The sequence below is a fragment of the Variovorax sp. P4_B11 genome (genome assembly GCF_056402355.1).
The window spans coordinates 246,785-266,803 of sequence record NZ_JBFUHO010000002.1 but is presented as its reverse complement, the minus strand read 5'-3'; the positions used below and the strand labels follow the sequence as shown (position 1 = coordinate 266,803).

Below are 20,019 nucleotides of genomic sequence, written 5' to 3'. Positions count from 1 at the left end.
TCCGCCAAAGAAAAACGCGCCCGAAGGCGCGTTTTTTCATGGCGTGGCGCAGGCTTATTTGGCCATCACGCGGACCATCTCGAGGCACTTGTTCGAGTAGCCCCATTCGTTGTCGTACCAGCTCACCAGCTTGACGAAGGTGCCGTCCAGCGCGATGCCGGCCTCGGCGTCGAAGATCGAGGTGCGCGGGTCGCCGCGGAAGTCGGTAGCCACCACCTTGTCCTCGGTGTAGCCCAGCACGCCCTTGAGCGCGCCTTCGCTCTGCGCCTTCATCTCGGCACAGATTTCCTTGTAGGTGGCATCCTTGACCAGTTCGACCGTGAGGTCGACCACCGACACATCGGAGGTCGGCACGCGGAAGCTCATGCCCGTGAGCTTCTTGTTGAGTTCGGGGATCACCACGCCCACGGCCTTGGCGGCGCCGGTGCTCGACGGGATGATGTTCTCGAGGATGCCGCGACCGCCGCGCCAGTCCTTGTTGCTCGGGCCGTCGACGGTCTTCTGCGTCGCGGTGGCAGCGTGCACCGTGGTCATCAGGCCGCGCTTGATGCCCCACTTGTCGTTCAGCACCTTGGCCAGCGGCGCCAGGCAGTTGGTGGTGCAGCTGGCGTTGCTGATGATGGCTTCGCCGGCGTACTTCTTGTCGTTCACGCCGTAGACGAACATCGGCGTGTCGTCCTTGCTGGGGGCCGACAGCAGCACCTTCTTGGCGCCGGCGTCGATGTGCTTCTGCGCCGTCTCCTTGGTCAGGAACAGGCCGGTCGATTCGAGCACGATGTCGGCGCCGACGTCGCTCCAGTTGAGCTTGGACGGGTCGCGCTCCTGCGTCAGGCGGATCTTCTTGCCGTTGACGACGAGCGTGTTGCCATCGACCGTGATCTCGCCCTGGAAGCGGCCGTGCACCGAGTCGTACTGGAGCATGTAGGCGAGGTAGTCTGGCTCGAGCAGGTCGTTGATCGCGACGATCTCGATGTCGTTCTTGAAGTTCTGCACCGCCGCGCGCAGCACGTTGCGCCCGATGCGACCGAAACCGTTGATGCCGAGTTTGATAGCCATGTCTGATGCTCCTGGATGGTTGAAAACTGGGAAGGCGAAGCCGAGGCTTCAGCGCGCGAGCGCCGCCTCGACCGTGGCAGCGACGTTCTCTGCCGTGAAACCGAAATGCTTGAACAGCACGCCGGCGGGGGCCGACTCGCCGTAGGTGTCGATGCCGACGACGGCCGCGACGCCGTACTTCCACCAGCCGTCGGTGCAGCCCATCTCGACCGCGATGCGCGGCGTGCCCTTGGGCAGCACGCTCTTCTTGTAGGCCACGTCCTGGCGGTCGAAGGTGGTGGTGGAAGGCATGGAGACAACGCGCACGCCGATCTTCTTCGCCGCCAGCAGTTCCTGGGCGCGCAGCGCCAGCTGCACCTCGGAGCCGGTGGCGATGATGACCGCCTTGACCTTCTTGTTCTTGAGGCCGACGGCGTCAGGCTCGGACAGCACATAGGCGCCCTTGCTGATGTCGCTCAGGTCCTTCTTCGGCGAATAGGGCAGGTTCTGGCGCGACAGCAGCAGCGCGGTCGGGCGGTCGGCGTTGTGCAGCGCGACGGCCCAGGCCACGGCGGTTTCGGCGGTGTCGCCGGGACGCCAGACATCGAGGTTCGGGATCAGACGCAGCGAGGCCGCGTGCTCGATCGACTGGTGGGTCGGGCCATCTTCGCCGAGGCCGATGGAGTCGTGCGTGAAGACGTGGATCACGCGCTGCTTCATCAGCGCCGCCATGCGGATCGCGTTGCGGCTGTAGTCGCTGAAGGTCAGGAAAGTGCCGCCGTAGGGAATGAAGCCGCCATGCAGGGCGACGCCGTTCATGATGGCCGCCATGCCGAACTCGCGCACGCCGTAGTTGATGTGGCGGCCCAGCAGGCCGTCGGGGAACTGCTCGTTGCCTTCGCTGCGGACCACGGCGCCGTCGTCGTCGAAGCGCAGGCTCGGCGTGCTCTTGGTGTTGGTGAGGTTCGAGCCGGTCAGGTCGGCGCTGCCGCCGAGCATTTCGGGCAGCGCGGCGGTGAAGGCTTCGAGCGCCAGCTGGGAGGCCTTGCGCGACGCCACGGTCTCGCCCTTGGTGTGGGCCGCCACCACCGTATCGAAGGCGGTCTGGTGGAAGTTCTTCGGCAGCTCGCCCTTCATGCGGCGGGTGAACTCGGCGGCCAGGTCCGGAAAGGCATCCGAATAGGCCGCGAACTTGTCGTTCCAGGCGGCTTCGTTCTTGGCGCCGGCGGCCTTGGCGTCCCATTCCTCGTAGGCCGCGGGCGGCAGTTCGAACGGCGAATGCGTCCACTGCAGCGCGCTGCGGGTGAGGCCGATCTCGTCGGCGCCCAGCGGCTCGCCGTGCGCCTTGGCGGTGTTGGCGCGGTTCGGGCTGCCCTTGCCGATCTGGGTCTTGCAGATGATCAGGGTCGGCCGGTCGGCGTTCTTCTTCGCCTTCTCGATGGCCGTCGACACGTCCTTGGCATCGTGGCCGTCGATCGGGCCGATCACGTGCCAGCCGTAGGCCTTGAAGCGCTCCTCGGTGTTGTCGATGAACCAGGGCTTGACCGGGCCGTCGATCGAGATGCCGTTGTCGTCGTAGAGCGCGATCAGCTTGCCCAGCTTCCAGGCGCCGGCCAGCGCCGCGGCCTCATGGCTGATGCCTTCCATCAGGCAGCCATCGCCGAGGAAGGCGTAGGTGTGGTGGTCGACGATTTCGTGGCTGTTGCGGTTGAACTCGGCCGCCAGCAGTTTCTCGGCCAGCGCGAAACCGACCGCATTGGTGATGCCCTGGCCCAGCGGGCCGGTGGTGGTCTCGACGCCGGGCGTGATGCCGGTTTCGGGATGGCCGGCGGTCTTGCTGTGCAGCTGGCGGAAGCGCTTGAGCTCCTCGATCGGCAGCGCATAGCCCGTGAGATGCAGCACCGAATAGATCAGCATCGAGGCGTGGCCGTTCGACAGCACGAAGCGGTCGCGGTCGAACCAGTGCGGATTGGCCGGGTTGTGCCTCAGATGATCGCCCCACAGCGCAACCGCCATGTCGGCCATGCCCATCGGGGCACCGGGATGCCCCGAGTTGGCGAGTTGAACGGCATCCATTGCCAACGCGCGGATCGCGTTGGCCATCAAGGCTTGGTTGGCCATCTGTGGCTCTTTCTGGGGGGGCAGGTTAGGGGGGAACCCGGTATTTTAACGGGCGGGGTGGAAGGGCCCTGGCGGGAAGCCGGGAGGGGCTGCTAGAGTGCCGCTCCATGCAGGGCCTCCACCTCACCGCCGACCTTCTCGACTGCCGCTGCGACGGGCGCTGGCTGGTCGAGGCCGATACCCTCGGCGCCGCCTGCGTGGCGCGCGCCGAAGCCGCCGGATTGCAGGTCGTCGGCCAGCTGTTCCATGCCTTCCCGGCGACGCCGGAGGGTGCCGGCGGCGTCACGGCCGCCGTCCTGCTGGCCGAATCGCACCTGTGCGTCCACACCTGGCCGGAGCAGCGCGGCGTGACGATCGATGTCTATGTCTGCAACTTCGGCGCCGATCACTCCGCCAGGGCGGAGATGTTGATGGAAGCGCTCGAAGATCTGTTCGTGGCCGGCCAGGCACAGCGGCACCGCCTGCAGCGCGGCGAGATCGGGGCGGTTTCCGCATGAGCGGCATCAAGGCGATGATCCTGGCCGCCGGCCGCGGCGAACGCATGCGGCCGCTGACCGACCGCACGCCCAAGCCGCTGCTCGAGGTGCGCGGCAAGCCGCTGATGCAATGGCCGCTCGAGGCGCTCGCGGCGGGCGGCTTCACCGATGTGGTCGTCAACACGGCCTGGCTGGGCGAGCAGATCGAGGCCCGCTTCGGCGCCCGCCATGGCGCGTCCACGCTCCGCTATTCGCACGAGGGCCGCGATTTCGGCGGCGCGCTCGAGACCGCGGGCGGCATCGTGCGCGCGCTGCCGACGCTGGGCGAGATGTTCTGGGTGGTGGCGGGCGATGTGTTCGCGCCGGATTTCGCCTTCACGCAGCAGGCGGTCGACCGCTTCGCGGCCGGGGGGCTGCTCGCGCACCTGTGGCTGGTGCCGAACCCGCCCCACAACCCCCGGGGGGATTTCGGGCTCGACTCCGAAGGGCGGGCGAGCCCGCAGGACAGCGGCGGCGTCCGCTACACCTTTTCCACCATCGGCCTCTATCGCGCGGCGCTGTTCGCGGCCCCTTATTGCAACATCCCGCCCGGCAATCCGACAGGCCTCAAGGCGCCGCTGGCACCCCTGCTTCGGGCCGCGATGCACGAGGGCCGAATCGCAGCCGCGCTTTACGCCGGACGGTGGACCGACGTCGGCACGCCGCAGCGCTTGGCGGAGCTGAACGAAGAACGGCCCGCTTGAAGCGGGCCGTCGTGGATCGAGCTGCGAACTGCGTCAGGTCATGGCACGTTCGCGCCCGTCACCTGGTAGGCCTTGCCGGGCAACGCAAACGCACCGCCGAACTCGAAAGCCTGGGACATGCCGCAGCCGTTCGGCGGCTGACAGGCGCTGCCCGAGGTCGTGTTGGTCTGGAAGATGACCGGGCCATAGCGGTAGTTCAACGCCTGCTTGCCCTCATAGTCCGCCACCGTCAGGACGTAGGCTTCGGTGCCATGGTTGTCGGCATCCTCAGCCCACACCGGGTCCTTGAGCCGCGAATCCTGCAACTCGCGACGGATCGAGCCGCTGTTGTTGTCCGCGTTGAAGTGCACCCACTGGAGCTTCTTGTCGCCGCGCGACACCACCAGCACGTTGTTGTTCAACGTACCGATATCGGTGCGCTCCGCGGGATCGTGCTTCACATAGGCCAGCGCCGTCGGGTTCTTGCCGATCGCGACCGAGCCCTTGAGCGCGATGTCGGTCGGAACCGCAGAGCCGTTGAAGGCGTAGTTGCCGAGGCTGTAGATCTGCAGGCTGCCGTCTTCGGTCGCGATCCAGGCACGCTGCGTCGAGTACAGGCTTGCCTTCACCGCGGTCGGTCGCTTGCCGAGGTCGACCGTCTTGATGACAGTCGGCTTCTGTGTCGACGCCTGGTCGAAGGTGAACGGCCACTGGTTGGCCGCYTGGCCCACCGTGGTGGTCTTGGCGTAATCGGCATCGGTTCCGAAGTACATCGACTGGTAGTAGTCGAACAGCGGCTTCAGGTTGACGAACGAGACCTTCTGCTCCGACTTCGACACCACCACCGCAACTCCGCCATGGGCGAGGGAGCCGTAGTTGCAGCCGCTGGCCGTGAAGGTGGCGCGATTGGCCGCCACGTTGAGCGGCAATTGCTCGTGGTTRACGAAGTTGCTGCCGCAGCTCCCCGGCAGGTAGACGCGCTGCAGGGTCTCGTTGTCCAGACCGGTGGTGACCGAGATCTCGGTCGGMGYGAYCATGYCCGGCAGATCSACRTAGCCGAYGACCTTCATGAACGCGATGTTGTTCAGGTTCGGCAGGCCCGGCACGATCGAGGTCCACTCTCCCCAGTACGAGCCGCCACCGCATCCCTGGCAGCCGCCGGCCAGGGCGACCACGGCGATCTGGCCCTTGAGGTTGACCGTGTCCCACACCGTGATGAGGGCGAACTCGCCGCCATTGGTGACCGCCACTGCGGTCGGCACCTTGCCGGCGTCGAGCTGCGCGGTGGTGTGGTTGTTGGCCGTGTTGCTGCCGGAGGTGCCGATCAGGCCGCTCTGGAAGGCCATGACCGATTGCACGCACCAGGTCAGGCGGGCATAGCAGCGGCCCATGGCCACCGGATTCGTCTGGACACCCGCCGGGATCATCGGCTTGTAGTAGGTCTTGGTGTTCAGATCCTCGCTGTCGCCAAACACCCAGCTGGTCTGGGSTGCTTCCGAGAAGGTGTTGCTGCGCTGCGCCAGGAACTCCAGCGTCTTCACGCCCAGGTACTGGGTCGGGCTGTCCGGCAGCCACGCCACCTGCCCCATGGTGGTCGAGTAATCGCCCTCGTTGTTGCTGTCGTAGGCACCCAACTGCCATGTCATGTTGGTGAAGCGCGCAGTGGCGGGGTACGCGTTGTTCGCCGCTGCCGGGTAGGTCGTCGAGGTGCCAGCGGTTGCCGTGCCCGTTCCGTAGCGATAGGCGATGCCCGCGGCCTGGTTCATCTGGGATGCAATCGTGCGGTAGTCCGGAATCGATACCTTGCCCGAGTCGTCGACCACATCGCCAACGACAGCCGGCGCCGTCGTGGTGCCGGCGGACGTGCTGCTCGAGGGCGTCGTCGCCTGGCTGACCGTGCCGGTTCCCGCGGAGGTCCCATCGGCCGCTGTGCCCAGGCCGGCCAGGCTGCTGCTCCCTCCTCCTCCTCCGCCGCCGCCGCCGCAGGCGGACAAGGCGCTCGCTGCAACAAGCAAAAGAACCGAGCATTTATATGAAACATTCAACAAAAAACACCTCCAAAATAACAAGTTGTGGGTTTTTACGTGGGAGAGCTCCTACGCGGCAACCCTTCTTGCAAATGCTTTCTTCATGTTTTTTGTCTCCCTTTGGTTGAACTTACAAAGGTATTGAATAGTGACGTTATGACCACAAATCATCAAGCCTCGCGTCGGTTAGCTCTTTCTACTTATATAGGTGCCGACGGCATCGCCATCATTCCGACCTCGCCGGAGCGCCAGCGCAACCGCGACAGCGACTTCCTGTACCGGCACGACAGCTACTTCTATTACCTGACCGGGTTCACCGAGCCGAACGCCTGGCTGGTGCTGTCCGGGGACGGCCGTTCCACGCTCTTCTGCGCGCCCAAGGACCTGGAGCGCGAGATCTGGGACGGCTTTCGGCTGGGCCCGGAAGCGGCCCCGGCGTCGCTCGGGGTGGACGAGGCCCATTCGATTGACGAGCTCGATGCCCGGCTGCCGCGCCTGCTGGAGAACAAGCGCGTGGTCTGGTATCCGTTCGCGACCCACAAAGGGCTGGAGACGCGGATCGACGGCTGGCTGTCGGCGGTCCGGGCGCGGGTGCGATACGGTGCCCTGTGCCCCGAGGAACAGCGCGACCTCTGCGGCCCGCTCGATGAGATGCGGCTGGTGAAGGACGCCCACGAACAGGACGTGATGCGCCGCGCGGCCCGGATCAGCGCCAAGGCCCACATACGCGCGATGCAGATGTCGGCCCGCATGCTGCGTGAGGGCCGGGAGGTGCGCGAGTACCACCTCGATGCCGAGCTGCTGCACGAGTTCCGCCTCGGCGGCTCGCAGTACCCGGCCTACGGTTCGATCGTCGCGGCGGGCGCCAACGCCTGCGTGCTGCACTATCGCGCGGACGCCGCGCCGGTGCGCGACGGCGAACTGGTGCTGATCGACGCCGGCTGCGAGCTCGACGGCTATGCCAGCGACATCACCCGCACTTTCCCGGCCAACGGCAAATTCAGCGGACCGCAGCGCGCCCTCTACGACCTCGTCCTGGCCAGCCAGGACGCCGCCGTGGCCGTCACACGCGCCGGGCAGCGCTTCACCGACCCCCACGACGCCACCGTGCGGGTGTTGTCGCAAGGCATGCTCGACCTCGGCCTGTTGACCGCCGACAAGGTCGGCAGCGTCGACGACGTGATCGAGAAGCGCGCCTATTTCCCTTTCTACATGCACCGGACCGGGCACTGGCTGGGCATGGACGTGCACGACTGCGGCAGCTACATCGAACCGACGCAGGTCGGCGAAATGAGCGAGCGCAGGGACCCGCTGTCCAACGAACTCATCCAGAACCGGCCCAGCCGCATCCTGCATCCGGGAATGGTGCTGACGATCGAGCCCGGCCTCTACGTACGGCCGGCGGAGGGCGTGCCGGAACAGTTCCACAACATCGGCATCCGGATCGAGGATGACGCGATCGTCACAGAGAGCGGATGCGAGCTGATTTCGCGCGGGGTGCCGGTCGATGCGGACGAAATCGAAGCATTGATGCGCGCTTAGCGCCGGCCGCATGGGGCCCGCCGCGCGAAAGACCGGGAACCCACACTTACATTTGTTCCCTTAAGAAGTCTTTTTGCTTATTTGGGTCCCATGCGAAAACGTTTCTGGATTCCCCTCATCCTGGTTCTGCTGGCCTGGTCCTATGTCGCGCGCCCGATCTACGACTTCGCCTGGATCGCGGCGGGCCGGCTCTGGGACATGGCCGGCACGCGCATCGGGGCGCCGACTCTGCGGCCGTCGCGCGACGCCGTGGTCGGCCGGAGCCTGGGGCAGGGGGAAGAGATTGCGGGCTATCTTCGCGCCCTGCGCAGCGCGGCGCCCGACGCGCTGGCGGTCGCCGCTGCACCCGAAGCCTCGCGCGCGCGCCTGCGCCAGAGCCTGCGCTATCCGCCGCCAGGCTTCGAGACGCCGAGCACCGAAGCCGTGGTTGAAACCGTCATCGGCGAAGACGCGTTCGCAAGCTACCGCGAACTGAAGATTCCGGTCCTGCCCGGCGTCTACGCGACCGGCCTGTACCTGCGGCCCAAGAGCGCGGACGCACAGCAGAAGTTGCCGCTGGTCATCTCCGCGCATGGCCGCGGCGGGATGCCCTCCGAAACCGCGGATGGCAAGTTGCCGGGCCTGGTGAAGTCGCGCCGCGATCTCGCCTGGGACGCCTTGAAGCACGGCTACGCGGTCTGGCTGCCGGTCTATGTCCACTACGACAAGAACGGCAGCGACTTCCGGGACCGGCTTACGGCCAGGGCCTGGGAGGCCGGCACTTCAGTGCCGGCCATCGAGATCGCGAAGACGGTCAAGGTCCTTGACGTGCTGCTGAAGCGTCCCGACATCGATGCCGGACGCGTTGCCATGATGGGCCATTCCTATGGCGGCTTCTACACCCTCTATACGACCGCACTCGACCCGCGCATCCGCGTCGCAGTCGTTGCCGCCTATTTCAATGACCGCGAAGCGGTGCTGGACTCGTCCGAACCGACCGGCTTCCTCGACTGGCGATTCCCCGACTCGCTGACGCTGTGGCGCGACCCGTCGGTCGCGGCACTGGTGGCGCCGAGGCCGCTGCTGATCGAGGCCGGCAACCAGGACCAGCTGTTCCCGATCGCAGGTGCGCGCCGGGCAGCGCCGGAGGTCGGTCGCGTCTATGAGCGCCTGGGCGTCGCCGACCGCTTCGAGTTCAGGGAGTTCGTCGGCCGGCACGACTTCGATGGCGAGGCGGCGATGGACTTCATCGACCGCCATCTCAAACCGTCTTCCCCGCCAGGTGCCCGCGAGTGAAGGCCTCCTCGAAGATCGAATAGCCGGACCAGTCGCCGTGCGCGAAGGCCAGGCGCCCGGCAGCCACCCGATCCTTCGCCCCCAGCGTCGCCAGCAGGCCGGGGGCCGGGATCGCCATCGCATGCCCGTGGCGCGTGATGTCGATCCGCGTCGCGAGTTCGCCGAGCTCGGGGTGGGGTTGCGACAACTCGGCCAGCAACTCGTCTCGCCAACCGGCCCACGACCTCTCCAGCAGCTGGCGGCGGCCGTCCGGCCCGTCCCAGCCGCTGGGGCCGAGCGGGCGATACCAGGTCAGCACCGTGGCGCGCGGCGTCGGGTCCAGGGACTGGTGCCGCGCATCGACATAGCCCAGGCCGCGGCTGCCGTGGATCACGTTGTCCCACGACGGCGCCGCGCCCGGCCGGTCGGCCAGCGCGGCGCTCAGATGCACGTTGGCGACCAGCCAGGGGGCATAGCGCAGCGATGCGGCGGCCAGGCGCAGCTGTTCGGGCGGGCCCTCCACCACGCGGACGGCAATGAAGACCGGCAGCGCGACGATGCACCGCTCTGCCTGCCAGCGCAGCCGCGATCCGCTGGCGACATCGACCACATCTACCTCGACGCCGCTGCGCGTCTGCGCGATGCGCGTCACGGCGTGGCCGGTCCGGAGCCGATCGCCGAGCGGCTGCGCGAGCCGCCGGGTCAGCCAGGCGTTGCCTTCCGGCCAGGTCAGTACCGCCTCGCGCTCGCCGTCGTCCTCGCCGGGCGCGTGGAAGCCGTGCCGACTGGCGAAATAGTGGATGCCGGCCCAGGCGGAGACATGGGCCAAGCCGGCGCCGTAGTCGTCGCGGCAGCAGTAGTCCAAATACCAGCGCAGATGCGGATCGCTGAAGCCCTCGCGCCCAAGCCAGGCTTCGAAGGGCAGCGCATCCAGTTCCAGCAGGGCCGGCGCCGGCACGGTGCGCAGCGTCGGAATCGAGAACCGCGCTTGGCGCCGCAGATCGTCCACGCGCCGCGAAAAGCGCCGGTACTGGGCCAGCGTGGCGGCCCCCACGCCCTGCACCGGCAGCAAGCCCTCCTGCCAGCTTCCTTGAAAGAACAGGCGCTCCTGCGGGCTGTGGCAGAGATGCCGCTCGTCGTACTGCCATCGGCCGGCCACCCGACGGCGCAGGCCCAGTTCCTCGAGCAGGTCCTGCACCTCGTGCGCGACGTCGCCAGGCAGCGGCAGGTAGTGCGCGCCGAGCGGACAGGCAATGCCCTGCACGGCGCCGCCGCGGCTGTTGCCGCCGGCCTGGTCCTCGAGCTCGAGCAGGACGAAATCGTCGACGCCGGACAGGCGCAGCGCCCGCGCCGCCGCCAGGCCGGCCACGCCGCCGCCGGCGATCACGACGCGGGTGCGCCGCGCGGCGTCGGGGGCCGCGCCGGCCGACAGCGTGCCATCGCGCCATGCATGGCCTCGTGCCACGTCGATCCCCGTGAAGCCGCCTTGGAGATCGTGCCGCGCTTCGCAACCCGCCAGGGCCGCAGCGGCGGCGGCCGGCATGCCCAGGAACGCACGCCGCTTCATCGCCCCCACTCGTGCTCGTAGGTGCTCACCAGCGTCTGGTTCGACAGCCGGTTCACCTCGGCCGGCACCCGCGCCATGTCGCGCGGGAAGTCGAACAGCAGCGGCAGCGTTGGCACCGACAGGAAGCGCAATCCTTCCGGCAGTGCCTCGGGCATCCGGAACGGCCGGCGGCTGGCGACGATGTAGCCCCACTCGCCGAAGCTCGGCACGTGCGCGTGATAGGGCGTCGCCGTGAGACCGACCGACTCGATGGTCGTCGCCACGGTCCAGAAGCTCTTGCGCGCCACCAGCGGCGAGGTGGTCTGGATGACCGCGTAGCCGCTCGCCGCCAGCCGCTGGTCGAGCAGCGCATAGAACGAGCTGGTGTAGAGCTTGCCGATCGCGAAGTTGGTCGGATCGGGAAAGTCGACCACGATGACATCGAAAACCTCGCCTGGTTGCTGCAGCCACTGGAAGGCGTCGGTGTTGACGATCGTCAGCTTCGGAGAACTCAGCGAATGGTCGTTCAGGGCGGCCAGCGTCTGGTGCTCGCGGAACAGCCGGGTCATGTTCGGATCGAGTTCGACCAACGTCACGTGCTCGACCGACGGGTACTTGAGGATCTCGCGCACCGCCATGCCGTCGCCGCCGCCCAGCACCGCCACCTTGCGCGGTGCGCCGTGGGCGGCCATCACGGGATGCACCAGCGCCTCGTGGTAGCGGTACTCGTCGCGCTCGGCGAACTGCAGGTTGCCGTTGAGGAACAGCCGGTGCCCGGCGGCGCCGCGCGTGACCACGATGCGCTGGTAGGGCGAACTGGCGCTGAAGACGATCCGGTCCTGGTAGAACTTGTCCTCGGTCAGGGTCGTGATGCGATCGGCGAGAACGAAGGCCGCCAGCAGCGCGCCCAGCGCCAGCGCGCAAGCCAGTGCATGCGCGCCGACACGGCGCAGTTCGTGCCGGAACAGCCACAGTGCCCAGACCGCCACCACCGCATTCATGAAGCCGAACAGCAGACCGGTGCGGATCATCCCCAGTTGCGGCACCAGCAGCAGCGGAAAGGCGATCGACACCGCCAGGGCCCCGAGGTAGTCGAAGGTCAGCACCTGCGACACCAGGTCCTTCAGGGCGACGTTGCGCCGCAGGATCCGCATGACCAGCGGGATCTCGAGCCCGACCAGCGTGCCGACCACCAGCACCAGACCGTAGAGCAGCAGCCGGAAGGCGCCGGGGGCGTAGGCGTTGGCGATGAACAGCAGCGCCGGCAGCGCGCCGCCGACCAGCGCCACCAAGAGCTCGATGCGCAGGAAGTGCGCCGGCAGCTGGCGCTCGAAGTAGCGCGACAGCCAGGAGCCCACGCCCATCGCGAACAGGTAGGTGCCGATGATGGTGCTGAACTGCAGCACCGAGTCGCCCAGCAGGTACGAGCTCAGGGCCGCCGCGCTGAGCTCGTACACCAGCCCGCAGGCCGCGACCACGAAGACGCTGGCGAGCAGCGCGATCTCGACCGGCTGCGGGCCGCTGCGCAGGGCGGGAAGCGCGGACAAGGCCGCCCCCTTCAATGGATGGCCGCGGCGATGATGATGCAGATGCCGAGGCTCATCGCGGCAACCACGAGCCCCAATGCCACGTTCTGCTTCTCGACGATCTCCTGCCACAGGTCATAGGGCGTGAGCTTGTCGACGATCAGGAAGGCCAGCCAGAAGACCGCCAGGCCGATCACCGCGTAGATCAGCGATCCGAGGATCACGGCCGGCTTCAACCATTCAATTCCCATGATGAGAACCTCCGAAAAAAAACGTCACTTGTGGCTTCCGCCACTCGAATAGCCGCCGTACGAACCGCCCGCGCTGCGCGAGCCGCCGGAGCCGCTCCCGCCGCTGCAGGTGCTCAGGATGATCAGCAGCACGATGATCACCACCACGATCAGCACGATGGTGCCGCAGCCGAGGCGGGAGGCCGCGCTCACCGGCAGCGCGTCGCTGCGCTTGAACATGTCCTTCCTGCGATCGAGCTTGAAGGCCGCCGCGACCGCGGCGCTGTCGAGCCGGCTGCCGGACGACCAGGTCAGCTCGTTCGCCGAGCGCTCCATCGACAGCAGCGCGCTGCCGCTGGCGAAGTCCCGGTTGAAGGTCTTCTGGCCGCGCTCGACCTGCCAGTAGAACTCGCCCGCGACATAGCTGGTCTCGGCGTTGTAGGCGTACTGCTGCTGGTAGACCTTGCCGAGGTAGGTGGCCCGGGCGCCGCTCTCCGCCATCCGGGGCGCACCGGTGGTCGGCTTGACCAGGCTCCAGCCGTCCTCGGCATCGACCAGGAAACTGAAGCCGCGCTTCTTGTTGTAGAGCAGGTATTCGCTCCAGCCGAAGTGCTCGTCGTCGCCGGGCGCCACGCCCATGCGGTGCTGGAATCCGACCACCTGCCAGTCCGCGCCCTGCAGCTGGCCGATGCTGCCGAGCGCGATCAGGGGCTGCACCGGCTCGTGCTGGGCCGCATGCCGAAGTTCGCCGCCGATGCCCTGCGACAGGTCGATGATGCTGTTGCACGACGCACAGGTGATGCTCTTGCTCTCGGCCAGGTTGACCGTCACCGGCGAACCGCAGTTCGGGCAGTTGAAGCTGCGGCCCTTTTCCTCCCTGGCCGACTCGTTGCGCAGGCCGATGAGCTGCAGGTCCTCGAGCTGTACCGAGCGGCCCAGGTAGCTGCCCGGCGGATCGGTGTCGTACGCGAGGCTCAGCACCTGGCCCTGCTCGTTGCGCAGTTCGACCACCGCGAACGGACGGCCGAGCTCGGGCAGCCGCGGCAGTTCGCCCTGGGCCGAGACCAGCGCCACCTGCTCGTTCGAAGCCACGGTGTAGTTCTGGCCGTCAAAGGCGGTGCTGCCGCCGACGCGCAGTTCGACCGCCGGCGGTGCCGCGCGCTGCAGCTCGAGGGGCGAGGCGAAGACGAAGGCGCCGTTGTCCTCGCTCAGGATGCCGCTGCGCTCGCCGTCGAAGGCGGCGATCCATTCGGTCCAGTGGCCGCCGGCATAGCGGTACTGGAGCCTGCCGACCAACGTGAACGGCTGGCCCTCGATGCGGCCGGCGGCGAACAACTGCAGCGGGCTGAAGTCGTCGAACAACTCCGCCATCTTTCCGGTGCGCGCCAGCGTCTCGCCCTGGCGCACCACGGTGCTCCGGCAGTAGGGGCAGACCGCGTGCGTCGACTGCGCCGATCGGAACTCGACCGGCGCGCCGCAACCGGGGCAGGGCGCGCGGTAGAAGCGCTGGCTGCCGCTGTCCGTCACACGAGCTTTTTGAGCAGCTCCGCCTTCTTGGCGTCGAATTCTTCCTGCGTGAGGATGCCCTTGGCCTTGAGCTCACCGAGCTTCTCGAGCGTGGTCATCACATCGGCCGGATTGACCCCCGCGGCCGCCGGTTCGGCCTGCGCCGCCGCGGGCTGCGCCTGCAAGCCCTGGGCCAGGTTCTGCGCCAGCACCTGGCCCAGCGCAACGCCGGCCCCGAGTCCCATCGCGTCGCCGGCGATGCCGCCGCCACCGCCCGCGCCCTCGGCGAACTTGGGGATCGCCTGCGCGGTCTGGTACTGCATGAACTTGCCCATGTCGTTGCCGACCATGCCCATGCCGATCTTCTGATCGAGGACCTTCTGCAGCTCTTCAGGCAGCGAGACGTTCTGGACCGTGATGTTCTCGAGCTGGATCCCGATCTTGGCGAACTCGGGCGTCAACTGCTTCGCCAGCGCTTCGGCGAACTGGATCTGGTTGGCCGCAAGGTCGAGGAAGGGCACGCCGCTGGCGGCGATCGCGTTGCTGATGTTCTGCAGCAGCAGGCCGCGCAACTGGCCGTCGAGGTCGGCCACCGTGTAGAGCTCGCGCGTGCCCGAGATCTGGGTATGGAACAGCTTGGCATCGCCGATGCGGAAGCTGAAGTTGCCGAAGGCGCGCAGCCGCACCGCGCCGAAGTCCTTGTCGCGCACCGTGATCGGCTGCGGCGTGCCCCATTTCTGGTCGACCTGCTGGCGGGTGCTGAAGAAGTAGACGTCGCTCTTGAAAGGCGACTCGAAGAGCTTGTCCCAGTTCTTGAGGTAGGTCAGGACCGGCAGCGTCTGCGTCGTCAGCTTGTACATGCCCGGGCCGAAGACGTCGGCCACCTGGCCCTCGTTGACGAACACCGCGACCTGCGACTCGCGCACCGTGAGCGACGCGCCGTTCTGAATTTCCATCTCCGCCATCGGGAAGCGCCAGGCCAGCGTGCCGTCGCCGGTCTCGGTCCACTGAATGATGTCGATGAACTGCTTCTTGATGAAATCCATCAGCGCCATGGTCGCTCCTCGTTCACGGGGGTTTTCCGTGGCGGTGATATTGCCACAGCGCCCGAAGGACAACCCTGGGGACAGTTCCGGCACAACACGCCACTTGTCCACAGGCAGGCGGCCTCGTCCGAAGTTGTTCGCCTCGCCGCGACAGCAGCGAAGCGCGGCTGCACACAGCCGCCGGGCTGCGGCAAACCCTTGTCGCAAAAGGAGAAATGAGCCCTGTCCACAGAACAGGGCGGCCCTTACTACTACTACTAATCTAAATAAGAAGACTAAGAAGAAAAGATAGGAACAGCCACTTTCCACCCAGCCATCCGGGTCGGCGCCTCGCGCCCCGCGGGCGGTCCGAACGAGGTCTACAATCGGCGCCCTTTACAAGAAGCGCCCTAGGAGGCACGGCCCCATGTCCGATTCGACTTCGCAGATCCCCACGCCCGAAGACAAGCGCGCCGAACTGCGCCGCGCCGCGCTCGAGTACCACGAGCATCCGGTGCCGGGCAAGATCTCGATCGCGGCCACCAAGCAGATGGTCAACCAGCGCGACCTCGCCCTTGCCTACTCGCCCGGCGTGGCGGCGCCCTGCGAAGAGATCGTCAAGGACCCGGTCAACGCCTTCAAGTACACGGCGCGCGGCAACCTGGTCGGCGTCATCACCAACGGCACCGCGGTGCTGGGCCTGGGCGACATCGGGCCACTGGCTTCCAAGCCGGTGATGGAAGGCAAGGGCGTGCTGTTCAAGAAGTTCGCCGGCGTCGACGTCTTCGACATCGAGATCGACGAGAAGGACCCGGCCAAGCTGGTCGAAGTGATCGCCGCGCTGGAGCCGACCTTCGGCGCCATCAACCTCGAGGACATCAAGGCGCCCGACTGCTTCTACGTCGAACGCGAGCTGCGCAAGCGCATGAAGATCCCGGTCTTCCACGACGACCAGCACGGCACCGCGATCACCGTGGCGGCCGCGATGCTCAACGGCCTGAAGGTGGTCGGCAAGGACATCGGCCAGGTCAAGCTCGTGACCTCCGGCGCGGGCGCCGCTGCGCTGGCCTGCCTGAACCTGCTGCTCAAGGTCGGCCTGAAGCGCGAGAACGTCTATGTGACCGACCTCGCGGGCGTGGTCTACGAAGGCCGCACCGAGCTGATGGACGACGACAAGCGCCAGTACATGCAGAAGACCGATGCGCGCACCCTGAACGACATCATCGAGGGCGCCGACGTGTTCCTCGGCCTGTCGGCCGGCGGCGTGCTGAAGCCCGCGATGGTCGCCAAGATGGCGGCCAAGCCGGTGATCTTCGCGCTGGCCAACCCGAGCCCCGAGATCTCGCCGGAAGACGCGCATGCGGTGCGCGACGACGTCGTCATGGCGACCGGCCGCACCGACTACCCGAACCAGGTCAACAACGTCCTGTGCTTCCCCTACATCTTCCGCGGCGCGCTCGATTGCGGCGCGACGACCATCACCGATGAAATGGAAGTGGCGGCGGTGCACGCGATCGCCGACCTGGCGCAGGCGGAACAGAGCGAGCGCGTGGCGGCCGCCTACGTCGGGGAGAAGCTGAGCTTCGGCCCCGAGTACCTGATCCCGAAGCCCTTCGACCCCCGGCTCATGATGAAGATCGCGCCCGCGGTCGCCAAGGCCGCGGCCGAGAGCGGCGTCGCGCTGCGCCCGATCACCGACCTCGACGCCTACCGCGACAAGCTGCAGACCTTCGTCTACACCTCGGGCACGATGATGAAGCCGATCTTCGACGCCGCCAAGCGGGCGCCGAAGAAGCGCGTGGCCTACAGCGAAGGCGAGGAAGAACGCGTGCTGCGTGCGGCCCAGATCGTGGTCGACGAAGGCATCGCGCGGCCGACCCTGATCGGGCGACCGGCGATCATCGCGCAGCGGATCGAGAAGTTCGGCCTGCGTCTCAAGGAAGAACTCGACTACGACATCGTCAACGTCGAGCAGGACCACCGCTACCGCGATTTCTGGCAGACCTACCACCGCATGACCGAGCGCAAGGGCACCACGGTGCAGACCGCCAAGATCGAAATGCGGCGGCGCCTGACCCTGATCGGCGCCATGCTGTTGCACAAGGGCGACGTCGACGGCCTGATCTGCGGCACCTGGGGCACCACTGCACTGCACCTGCACTACATCGACCAGGTGATCGGGCGGCGCCCGGGCGGCTGCCCCAGCACGCCGCAGGATGTGCCGATCTACGCCTGCATGAACGGCCTGCTGCTGCCGGATCGCCAGGTGTTCCTGGTCGACACGCATGTCAACTACGACCCGACGCCCGAGGAACTGACCGAGATCACGACCATGGCGGCCGAGGAGATGATGCGCTTCGGCCTCAAGCCCAAGGCCGCGCTGCTGTCGCATTCGAACTTCGGCAGCAGCAACCAGCCGAGCGCGGTCAAGATGCGCCAGACGCTGGACCTGCTGCGGGTCCAGGCGCCCTGGCTGGAGGTCGACGGCGAGATGCATGGCGACATGGCGCTCGACAGCAAGCAGCGGGCGGCCGTGATGCCGCACAGCGCGCTGGCCGGCAATGCCAACCTGCTGGTGTTTCCCAACATCGACGCGGCCAACATCTCGTACAACCTGCTGAAGACGGCGGCCGGCGGGAACATCGCGATCGGGCCGGTGCTGCTCGGTGCGGCCAAACCTGTGCATATTCTCACGCCCAGCGCGACCGTGCGCCGCATCGTGAATATGACAGCACTGACCGTCGCGGATGCCAACGCCGAACGATAAGCGGGACATCGACAGCGAACGCTAACTTCAACAGCGTCGCTTCTCCCTTCTACCTGCTCAAAGATTGAGCAGGTGCTTGCTATTTGCGCGTCCCTGGTGCACACTTGCGGGCTTGAATTTGCGGGTTAACCCCAAGGTTGATCCCCCGGTTCGGTTCTCGCTCTTTTCCTTCTGGTGCCCCATGGCGGCTGACGCCTCGATCTCGTCCCCGGTTTCCAAGTTGGCGCTCACTGGCATGCTGCTGGTGGCCCTGACGACGGGAGTCCAGGCTCGCGAATGGTTCGGCGCCCGTGACGGCACCCCGGCACAGGAAACGGTCGCGCTGGCCGAACTGCCGGTGCAAGGCCAGCGTACCTATGAGGCCATTTTGAACGGTGGACCTTTCCGGCACGAGAAAGACGGCGCGGCGTTCGGCAACCGAGAACGACTGCTGCCGCCGGAACGGCGAGGCCACTATCGAGAATACACGGTCGATACGCCCGGTTCGCGTGACCGGGGCGCCCGGCGCATCGTCTGTGGAGGTGAGCGCACGACGCCATCGGGCTGCTGGTATACGGCAGACCACTACGCGAGCTTCCGGCGGATCGTGCCATGAGCGAGCAACTGAATTGGAGCGGCGCCGAAAGGTGTCCCGAAGAAATGACGACGACGACAACCATGGAAAGACCAGCGGAGATGACCTTATCCCTTCGTGCAGTGCGACCCAACATCGTGCAGTCGATTCGCGCCTTCCGCGTGAACGACCTGCAGGAAGCGGCGCATGCGGCCGGTCAGCATTTCCTGTACGCCAACCTGGGCAACGCCCAGACGAAGCAGGACGTGCTTGACCTGATTGCCCAGCAATTCACCTTCCCGCAGCACTTCGGCAAGAACTTCGACGCGTTGTACGACTGCATGACCGATCCCTTGCACAAATCGGGCCCGCAGCCGGGTTTCGTCATCGTGCTCGAGCAGATCCCGGCCAATGCCAAGTTCGACAAGGAAGCACGCGAGCAGCTGCTCGACATCTTCCGCGACGCCTCCGACTACTGGGGAGACCGGAAGATACCGTTCAGGTGCTTCTATTCTTTTCTGTAGCCCGTTCTGCACACACCAGCCAAGCAGAACGGGCGAACGAGGCTTCCCCGGACAATGCCGCCGCTCCGGCGACCGGCATCGATCTTCAAAATGCCGACCCAGCGGCGGAAAAGATGCCGACCGACAAACTGGTCGACGTCTCGCCACTGGCGTTGCGCATGAGCAGCCCCTTCAATGCGGGCTATTGGCTGGCAGCCGCGTAGCTGTTGCTCGCCCCCAGGCTGCCCGGCACTTCGTGTCCGGGCGCCCACCCCCTGCCAGGGGCAACACCCGCGGCCCGGCAAAGCCGGTTCCGCGGTGTTTCACGAACAAAGCCCCGCCTTCGGCGGGCTTTTTTTATGGGTGGACGGATTGGGCGAGGGCGACGTATTCGGCGACCGGCACTTCCTCGGCGCGGCGCTGGACGTCGAAGGCGCCGGCGAAGGCATGTGCTTCGAGCCATTTGCCGAGCGTATGGCGCAGCAGCTTGCGGCGCTGGCTGAAGGCGACCTGGACGATCTCGCCGAGGCGGGCCGCATCGACGGCAGGCGGCTCGGCCAGGGGCACCATGCGGACCACGGCGCTGTCGACGCGTGGCGGCGGATCGAAGCTCTCCGGGGGCACGAACAGGATGTTGTCCATCGCGTAGCGCCATTGCAGCATCACGCTCAGGCGGCTGTAGTCTGAAGTCGCCGGCCGGGCGACCATGCGGTCGATGACTTCCTTCTGCAGCATGAAGTGCTGGTCGGCAACCCGATGGGCGAAGCCCAGCAGATGGAACAGGATCGGGGTCGAGATGTTGTAGGGAAGGTTGCCCACGACGCGCAGCGGCGCCGGCGAGAACTTGTCGGCCAGCGCGGCGAAATCCACCTTGAGCACGTCGGACTCGATCACGTCCAGCTGGCCGTGCCCGCGCAGCCGCTGCGCCAGGTCGCGGTCCAGTTCGATCACCGTGAGCCGTCCCAGCCGCTCCACCAGCGGCTGCGTCAAGGCCGCCAGCCCCGGCCCGATCTCGACCATCGCATCCCCGGCCTTCGGCGCGATCTCGCGCACGATGGCGTCGATGATTCCCCCGTCGGTCAGAAAGTGCTGCCCGAAGCGCTTGCGCGCGATGTGTTTCACGAACGGGCTCGTCCCGGCCGCGGCCAACGGCCGCTGGCCCCATCGTGAAACACCGCGGAACCGG

General features: G+C 66.8%; 17 protein-coding genes. 8 read left to right on the top strand and 9 right to left on the bottom strand.

Annotated elements, in window-relative coordinates; all coding sequences use genetic code 11:
• Positions 1-54 precede the first annotated feature (54 nt).
• On the bottom strand, positions 55-1,056 hold the full coding sequence (gap, locus tag AC1DYD_RS03440) for a type I glyceraldehyde-3-phosphate dehydrogenase (RefSeq protein ID WP_478171339.1): 1,002 nt from the start codon (positions 1,054-1,056) through the stop codon (positions 55-57).
• 48 nt (positions 1,057-1,104) lie between these two features.
• Positions 1,105-3,156, bottom strand: a complete 2,052-nt coding sequence (gene tkt / locus AC1DYD_RS03435) for a transketolase (RefSeq protein ID WP_478171338.1) — start codon at positions 3,154-3,156, stop codon at positions 1,105-1,107.
• Between the two features lie 107 nt (positions 3,157-3,263).
• Between tkt and AC1DYD_RS03430 the strand changes: the two genes are divergently transcribed.
• Together AC1DYD_RS03430 and AC1DYD_RS03425 are read left to right on the top strand one after the other, a co-directional pair.
• Complete coding sequence (locus AC1DYD_RS03430; protein ID WP_478171337.1) at positions 3,264-3,653, top strand: S-adenosylmethionine decarboxylase family protein; 390 nt, start codon at positions 3,264-3,266, stop codon at positions 3,651-3,653.
• Positions 3,654-3,667: 14 nt separating this feature from the next.
• A complete protein-coding gene (locus AC1DYD_RS03425) occupies positions 3,668-4,375 on the top strand; it encodes a nucleotidyltransferase family protein (protein ID WP_478171439.1) in 708 nt (235 codons plus the stop codon).
• A 38-nt stretch (positions 4,376-4,413) separates the two neighbouring features.
• Here AC1DYD_RS03425 and AC1DYD_RS03420 read toward each other — a convergent pair whose 3' ends face one another.
• The gene (locus AC1DYD_RS03420; RefSeq protein ID WP_478171336.1) at positions 4,414-6,348 is read right to left on the bottom strand and encodes a hypothetical protein; all 1,935 of its coding nucleotides are present in this window, start codon (positions 6,346-6,348) and stop codon (positions 4,414-4,416) included.
• A 189-nt stretch (positions 6,349-6,537) separates the two neighbouring features.
• Here AC1DYD_RS03420 and AC1DYD_RS03415 point away from each other — a divergent pair, with 189 nt between their 5' ends.
• On the top strand, positions 6,538-7,923 hold the full coding sequence (locus tag AC1DYD_RS03415; RefSeq protein WP_478171335.1) for an aminopeptidase P N-terminal domain-containing protein: 1,386 nt from the start codon (positions 6,538-6,540) through the stop codon (positions 7,921-7,923).
• A 90-nt stretch (positions 7,924-8,013) separates the two neighbouring features.
• Positions 8,014-9,198 carry an alpha/beta hydrolase family protein gene (locus AC1DYD_RS03410; RefSeq protein ID WP_478171334.1) on the top strand — a complete coding sequence of 395 codons (1,185 nt, stop codon included), beginning with the start codon at positions 8,014-8,016 and terminating at the stop codon, positions 9,196-9,198.
• Here the strand turns inward: AC1DYD_RS03410 and AC1DYD_RS03405 are convergent.
• The 5 genes from AC1DYD_RS03405 to AC1DYD_RS03385 are packed head-to-tail and all read right to left on the bottom strand — an operon-like array spanning position 9,164 to position 15,040.
• Positions 9,164-10,744 (bottom strand): FAD-dependent oxidoreductase, encoded by a 1,581-nt coding sequence (locus tag AC1DYD_RS03405; protein ID WP_478171333.1) that lies wholly within the window; start codon positions 10,742-10,744, stop codon positions 9,164-9,166. The two genes, AC1DYD_RS03410 and AC1DYD_RS03405, sit on opposite strands and share 35 nt — an antisense overlap.
• Positions 10,741-12,270: a polyamine aminopropyltransferase gene (locus tag AC1DYD_RS03400; protein ID WP_478171332.1), complete on the bottom strand. Its 1,530-nt coding sequence runs from the start codon at positions 12,268-12,270 to the stop codon at positions 10,741-10,743. The genes AC1DYD_RS03405 and AC1DYD_RS03400 overlap by 4 nt, the downstream gene beginning before the upstream one ends.
• Positions 12,271-12,281: 11 nt before the next feature.
• Positions 12,282-12,500, bottom strand: a complete 219-nt coding sequence (locus tag AC1DYD_RS03395; RefSeq protein ID WP_478171331.1) for a DUF350 domain-containing protein — start codon at positions 12,498-12,500, stop codon at positions 12,282-12,284.
• A 24-nt stretch (positions 12,501-12,524) separates the two neighbouring features.
• The gene (locus AC1DYD_RS03390) at positions 12,525-14,006 is read right to left on the bottom strand and encodes a DUF4178 domain-containing protein (RefSeq protein WP_478171330.1); all 1,482 of its coding nucleotides are present in this window, start codon (positions 14,004-14,006) and stop codon (positions 12,525-12,527) included.
• Positions 14,003-15,040 (bottom strand): SPFH domain-containing protein, encoded by a 1,038-nt coding sequence (locus AC1DYD_RS03385; protein WP_478171329.1) that lies wholly within the window; start codon positions 15,038-15,040, stop codon positions 14,003-14,005. The genes AC1DYD_RS03390 and AC1DYD_RS03385 overlap by 4 nt, the downstream gene beginning before the upstream one ends.
• Before the next feature lie 397 nt (positions 15,041-15,437).
• On the opposite strand from AC1DYD_RS03385, the gene AC1DYD_RS03380 reads away from it, so the two are divergent.
• From AC1DYD_RS03380 to AC1DYD_RS03365, 4 genes are all read left to right on the top strand, one after another.
• Positions 15,438-17,777: an NADP-dependent malic enzyme gene (locus tag AC1DYD_RS03380; RefSeq protein WP_478171328.1), complete on the top strand. Its 2,340-nt coding sequence runs from the start codon at positions 15,438-15,440 to the stop codon at positions 17,775-17,777.
• A gap of 181 nt (positions 17,778-17,958) precedes the next feature.
• Positions 17,959-18,372, top strand: coding sequence for a guanyl-specific ribonuclease (locus AC1DYD_RS03375; protein ID WP_478171327.1), 414 nt, complete (start codon positions 17,959-17,961; stop codon positions 18,370-18,372).
• Positions 18,373-18,434: 62 nt separating this feature from the next.
• Entirely contained in the window at positions 18,435-18,854 is a 420-nt protein-coding gene (locus AC1DYD_RS03370) for a barstar family protein (RefSeq protein ID WP_444813229.1), read from the top strand.
• Positions 18,833-19,057, top strand: coding sequence for a hypothetical protein (locus AC1DYD_RS03365; RefSeq protein ID WP_478171326.1), 225 nt, complete (start codon positions 18,833-18,835; stop codon positions 19,055-19,057). The genes AC1DYD_RS03370 and AC1DYD_RS03365 overlap by 22 nt, the downstream gene beginning before the upstream one ends.
• Positions 19,058-19,190: 133 nt before the next feature.
• Here AC1DYD_RS03365 and rsmA read toward each other — a convergent pair whose 3' ends face one another.
• Entirely contained in the window at positions 19,191-19,955 is a 765-nt protein-coding gene (gene rsmA / locus AC1DYD_RS03360; protein ID WP_478171325.1) for a 16S rRNA (adenine(1518)-N(6)/adenine(1519)-N(6))-dimethyltransferase RsmA, read from the bottom strand.
• Positions 19,956-20,019 lie beyond the last annotated feature (64 nt).

Bases quoted from the DNA above. Each gene is read 5' to 3' on its own strand.
- AC1DYD_RS03415 (WP_478171335.1), top strand. From the start codon at position 6,538: ATGACCACAAATCATCAAGCCTCGCGTCGGTTAGCTCTTTCTACTTAT.
- tkt (WP_478171338.1), bottom strand. From the start codon at position 3,156: ATGGCCAACCAAGCCTTGATGGCCAACGCGATCCGCGCGTTGGCAATG.
- AC1DYD_RS03385 (WP_478171329.1), bottom strand. From the start codon at position 15,040: ATGGCGCTGATGGATTTCATCAAGAAGCAGTTCATCGACATCATTCAG.
- AC1DYD_RS03430 (WP_478171337.1), top strand. From the start codon at position 3,264: ATGCAGGGCCTCCACCTCACCGCCGACCTTCTCGACTGCCGCTGCGAC.
- AC1DYD_RS03405 (WP_478171333.1), bottom strand. From the start codon at position 10,744: ATGAAGCGGCGTGCGTTCCTGGGCATGCCGGCCGCCGCCGCTGCGGCC.
- AC1DYD_RS03425 (WP_478171439.1), top strand. From the start codon at position 3,668: ATGATCCTGGCCGCCGGCCGCGGCGAACGCATGCGGCCGCTGACCGAC.
- AC1DYD_RS03410 (WP_478171334.1), top strand. From the start codon at position 8,014: ATGCGAAAACGTTTCTGGATTCCCCTCATCCTGGTTCTGCTGGCCTGG.
- AC1DYD_RS03370 (WP_444813229.1), top strand. From the start codon at position 18,435: ATGGAAAGACCAGCGGAGATGACCTTATCCCTTCGTGCAGTGCGACCC.
- gap (WP_478171339.1), bottom strand. From the start codon at position 1,056: ATGGCTATCAAACTCGGCATCAACGGTTTCGGTCGCATCGGGCGCAAC.
- AC1DYD_RS03375 (WP_478171327.1), top strand. From the start codon at position 17,959: ATGGCGGCTGACGCCTCGATCTCGTCCCCGGTTTCCAAGTTGGCGCTC.
- AC1DYD_RS03395 (WP_478171331.1), bottom strand. From the start codon at position 12,500: ATGGGAATTGAATGGTTGAAGCCGGCCGTGATCCTCGGATCGCTGATC.
- AC1DYD_RS03380 (WP_478171328.1), top strand. From the start codon at position 15,438: ATGTCCGATTCGACTTCGCAGATCCCCACGCCCGAAGACAAGCGCGCC.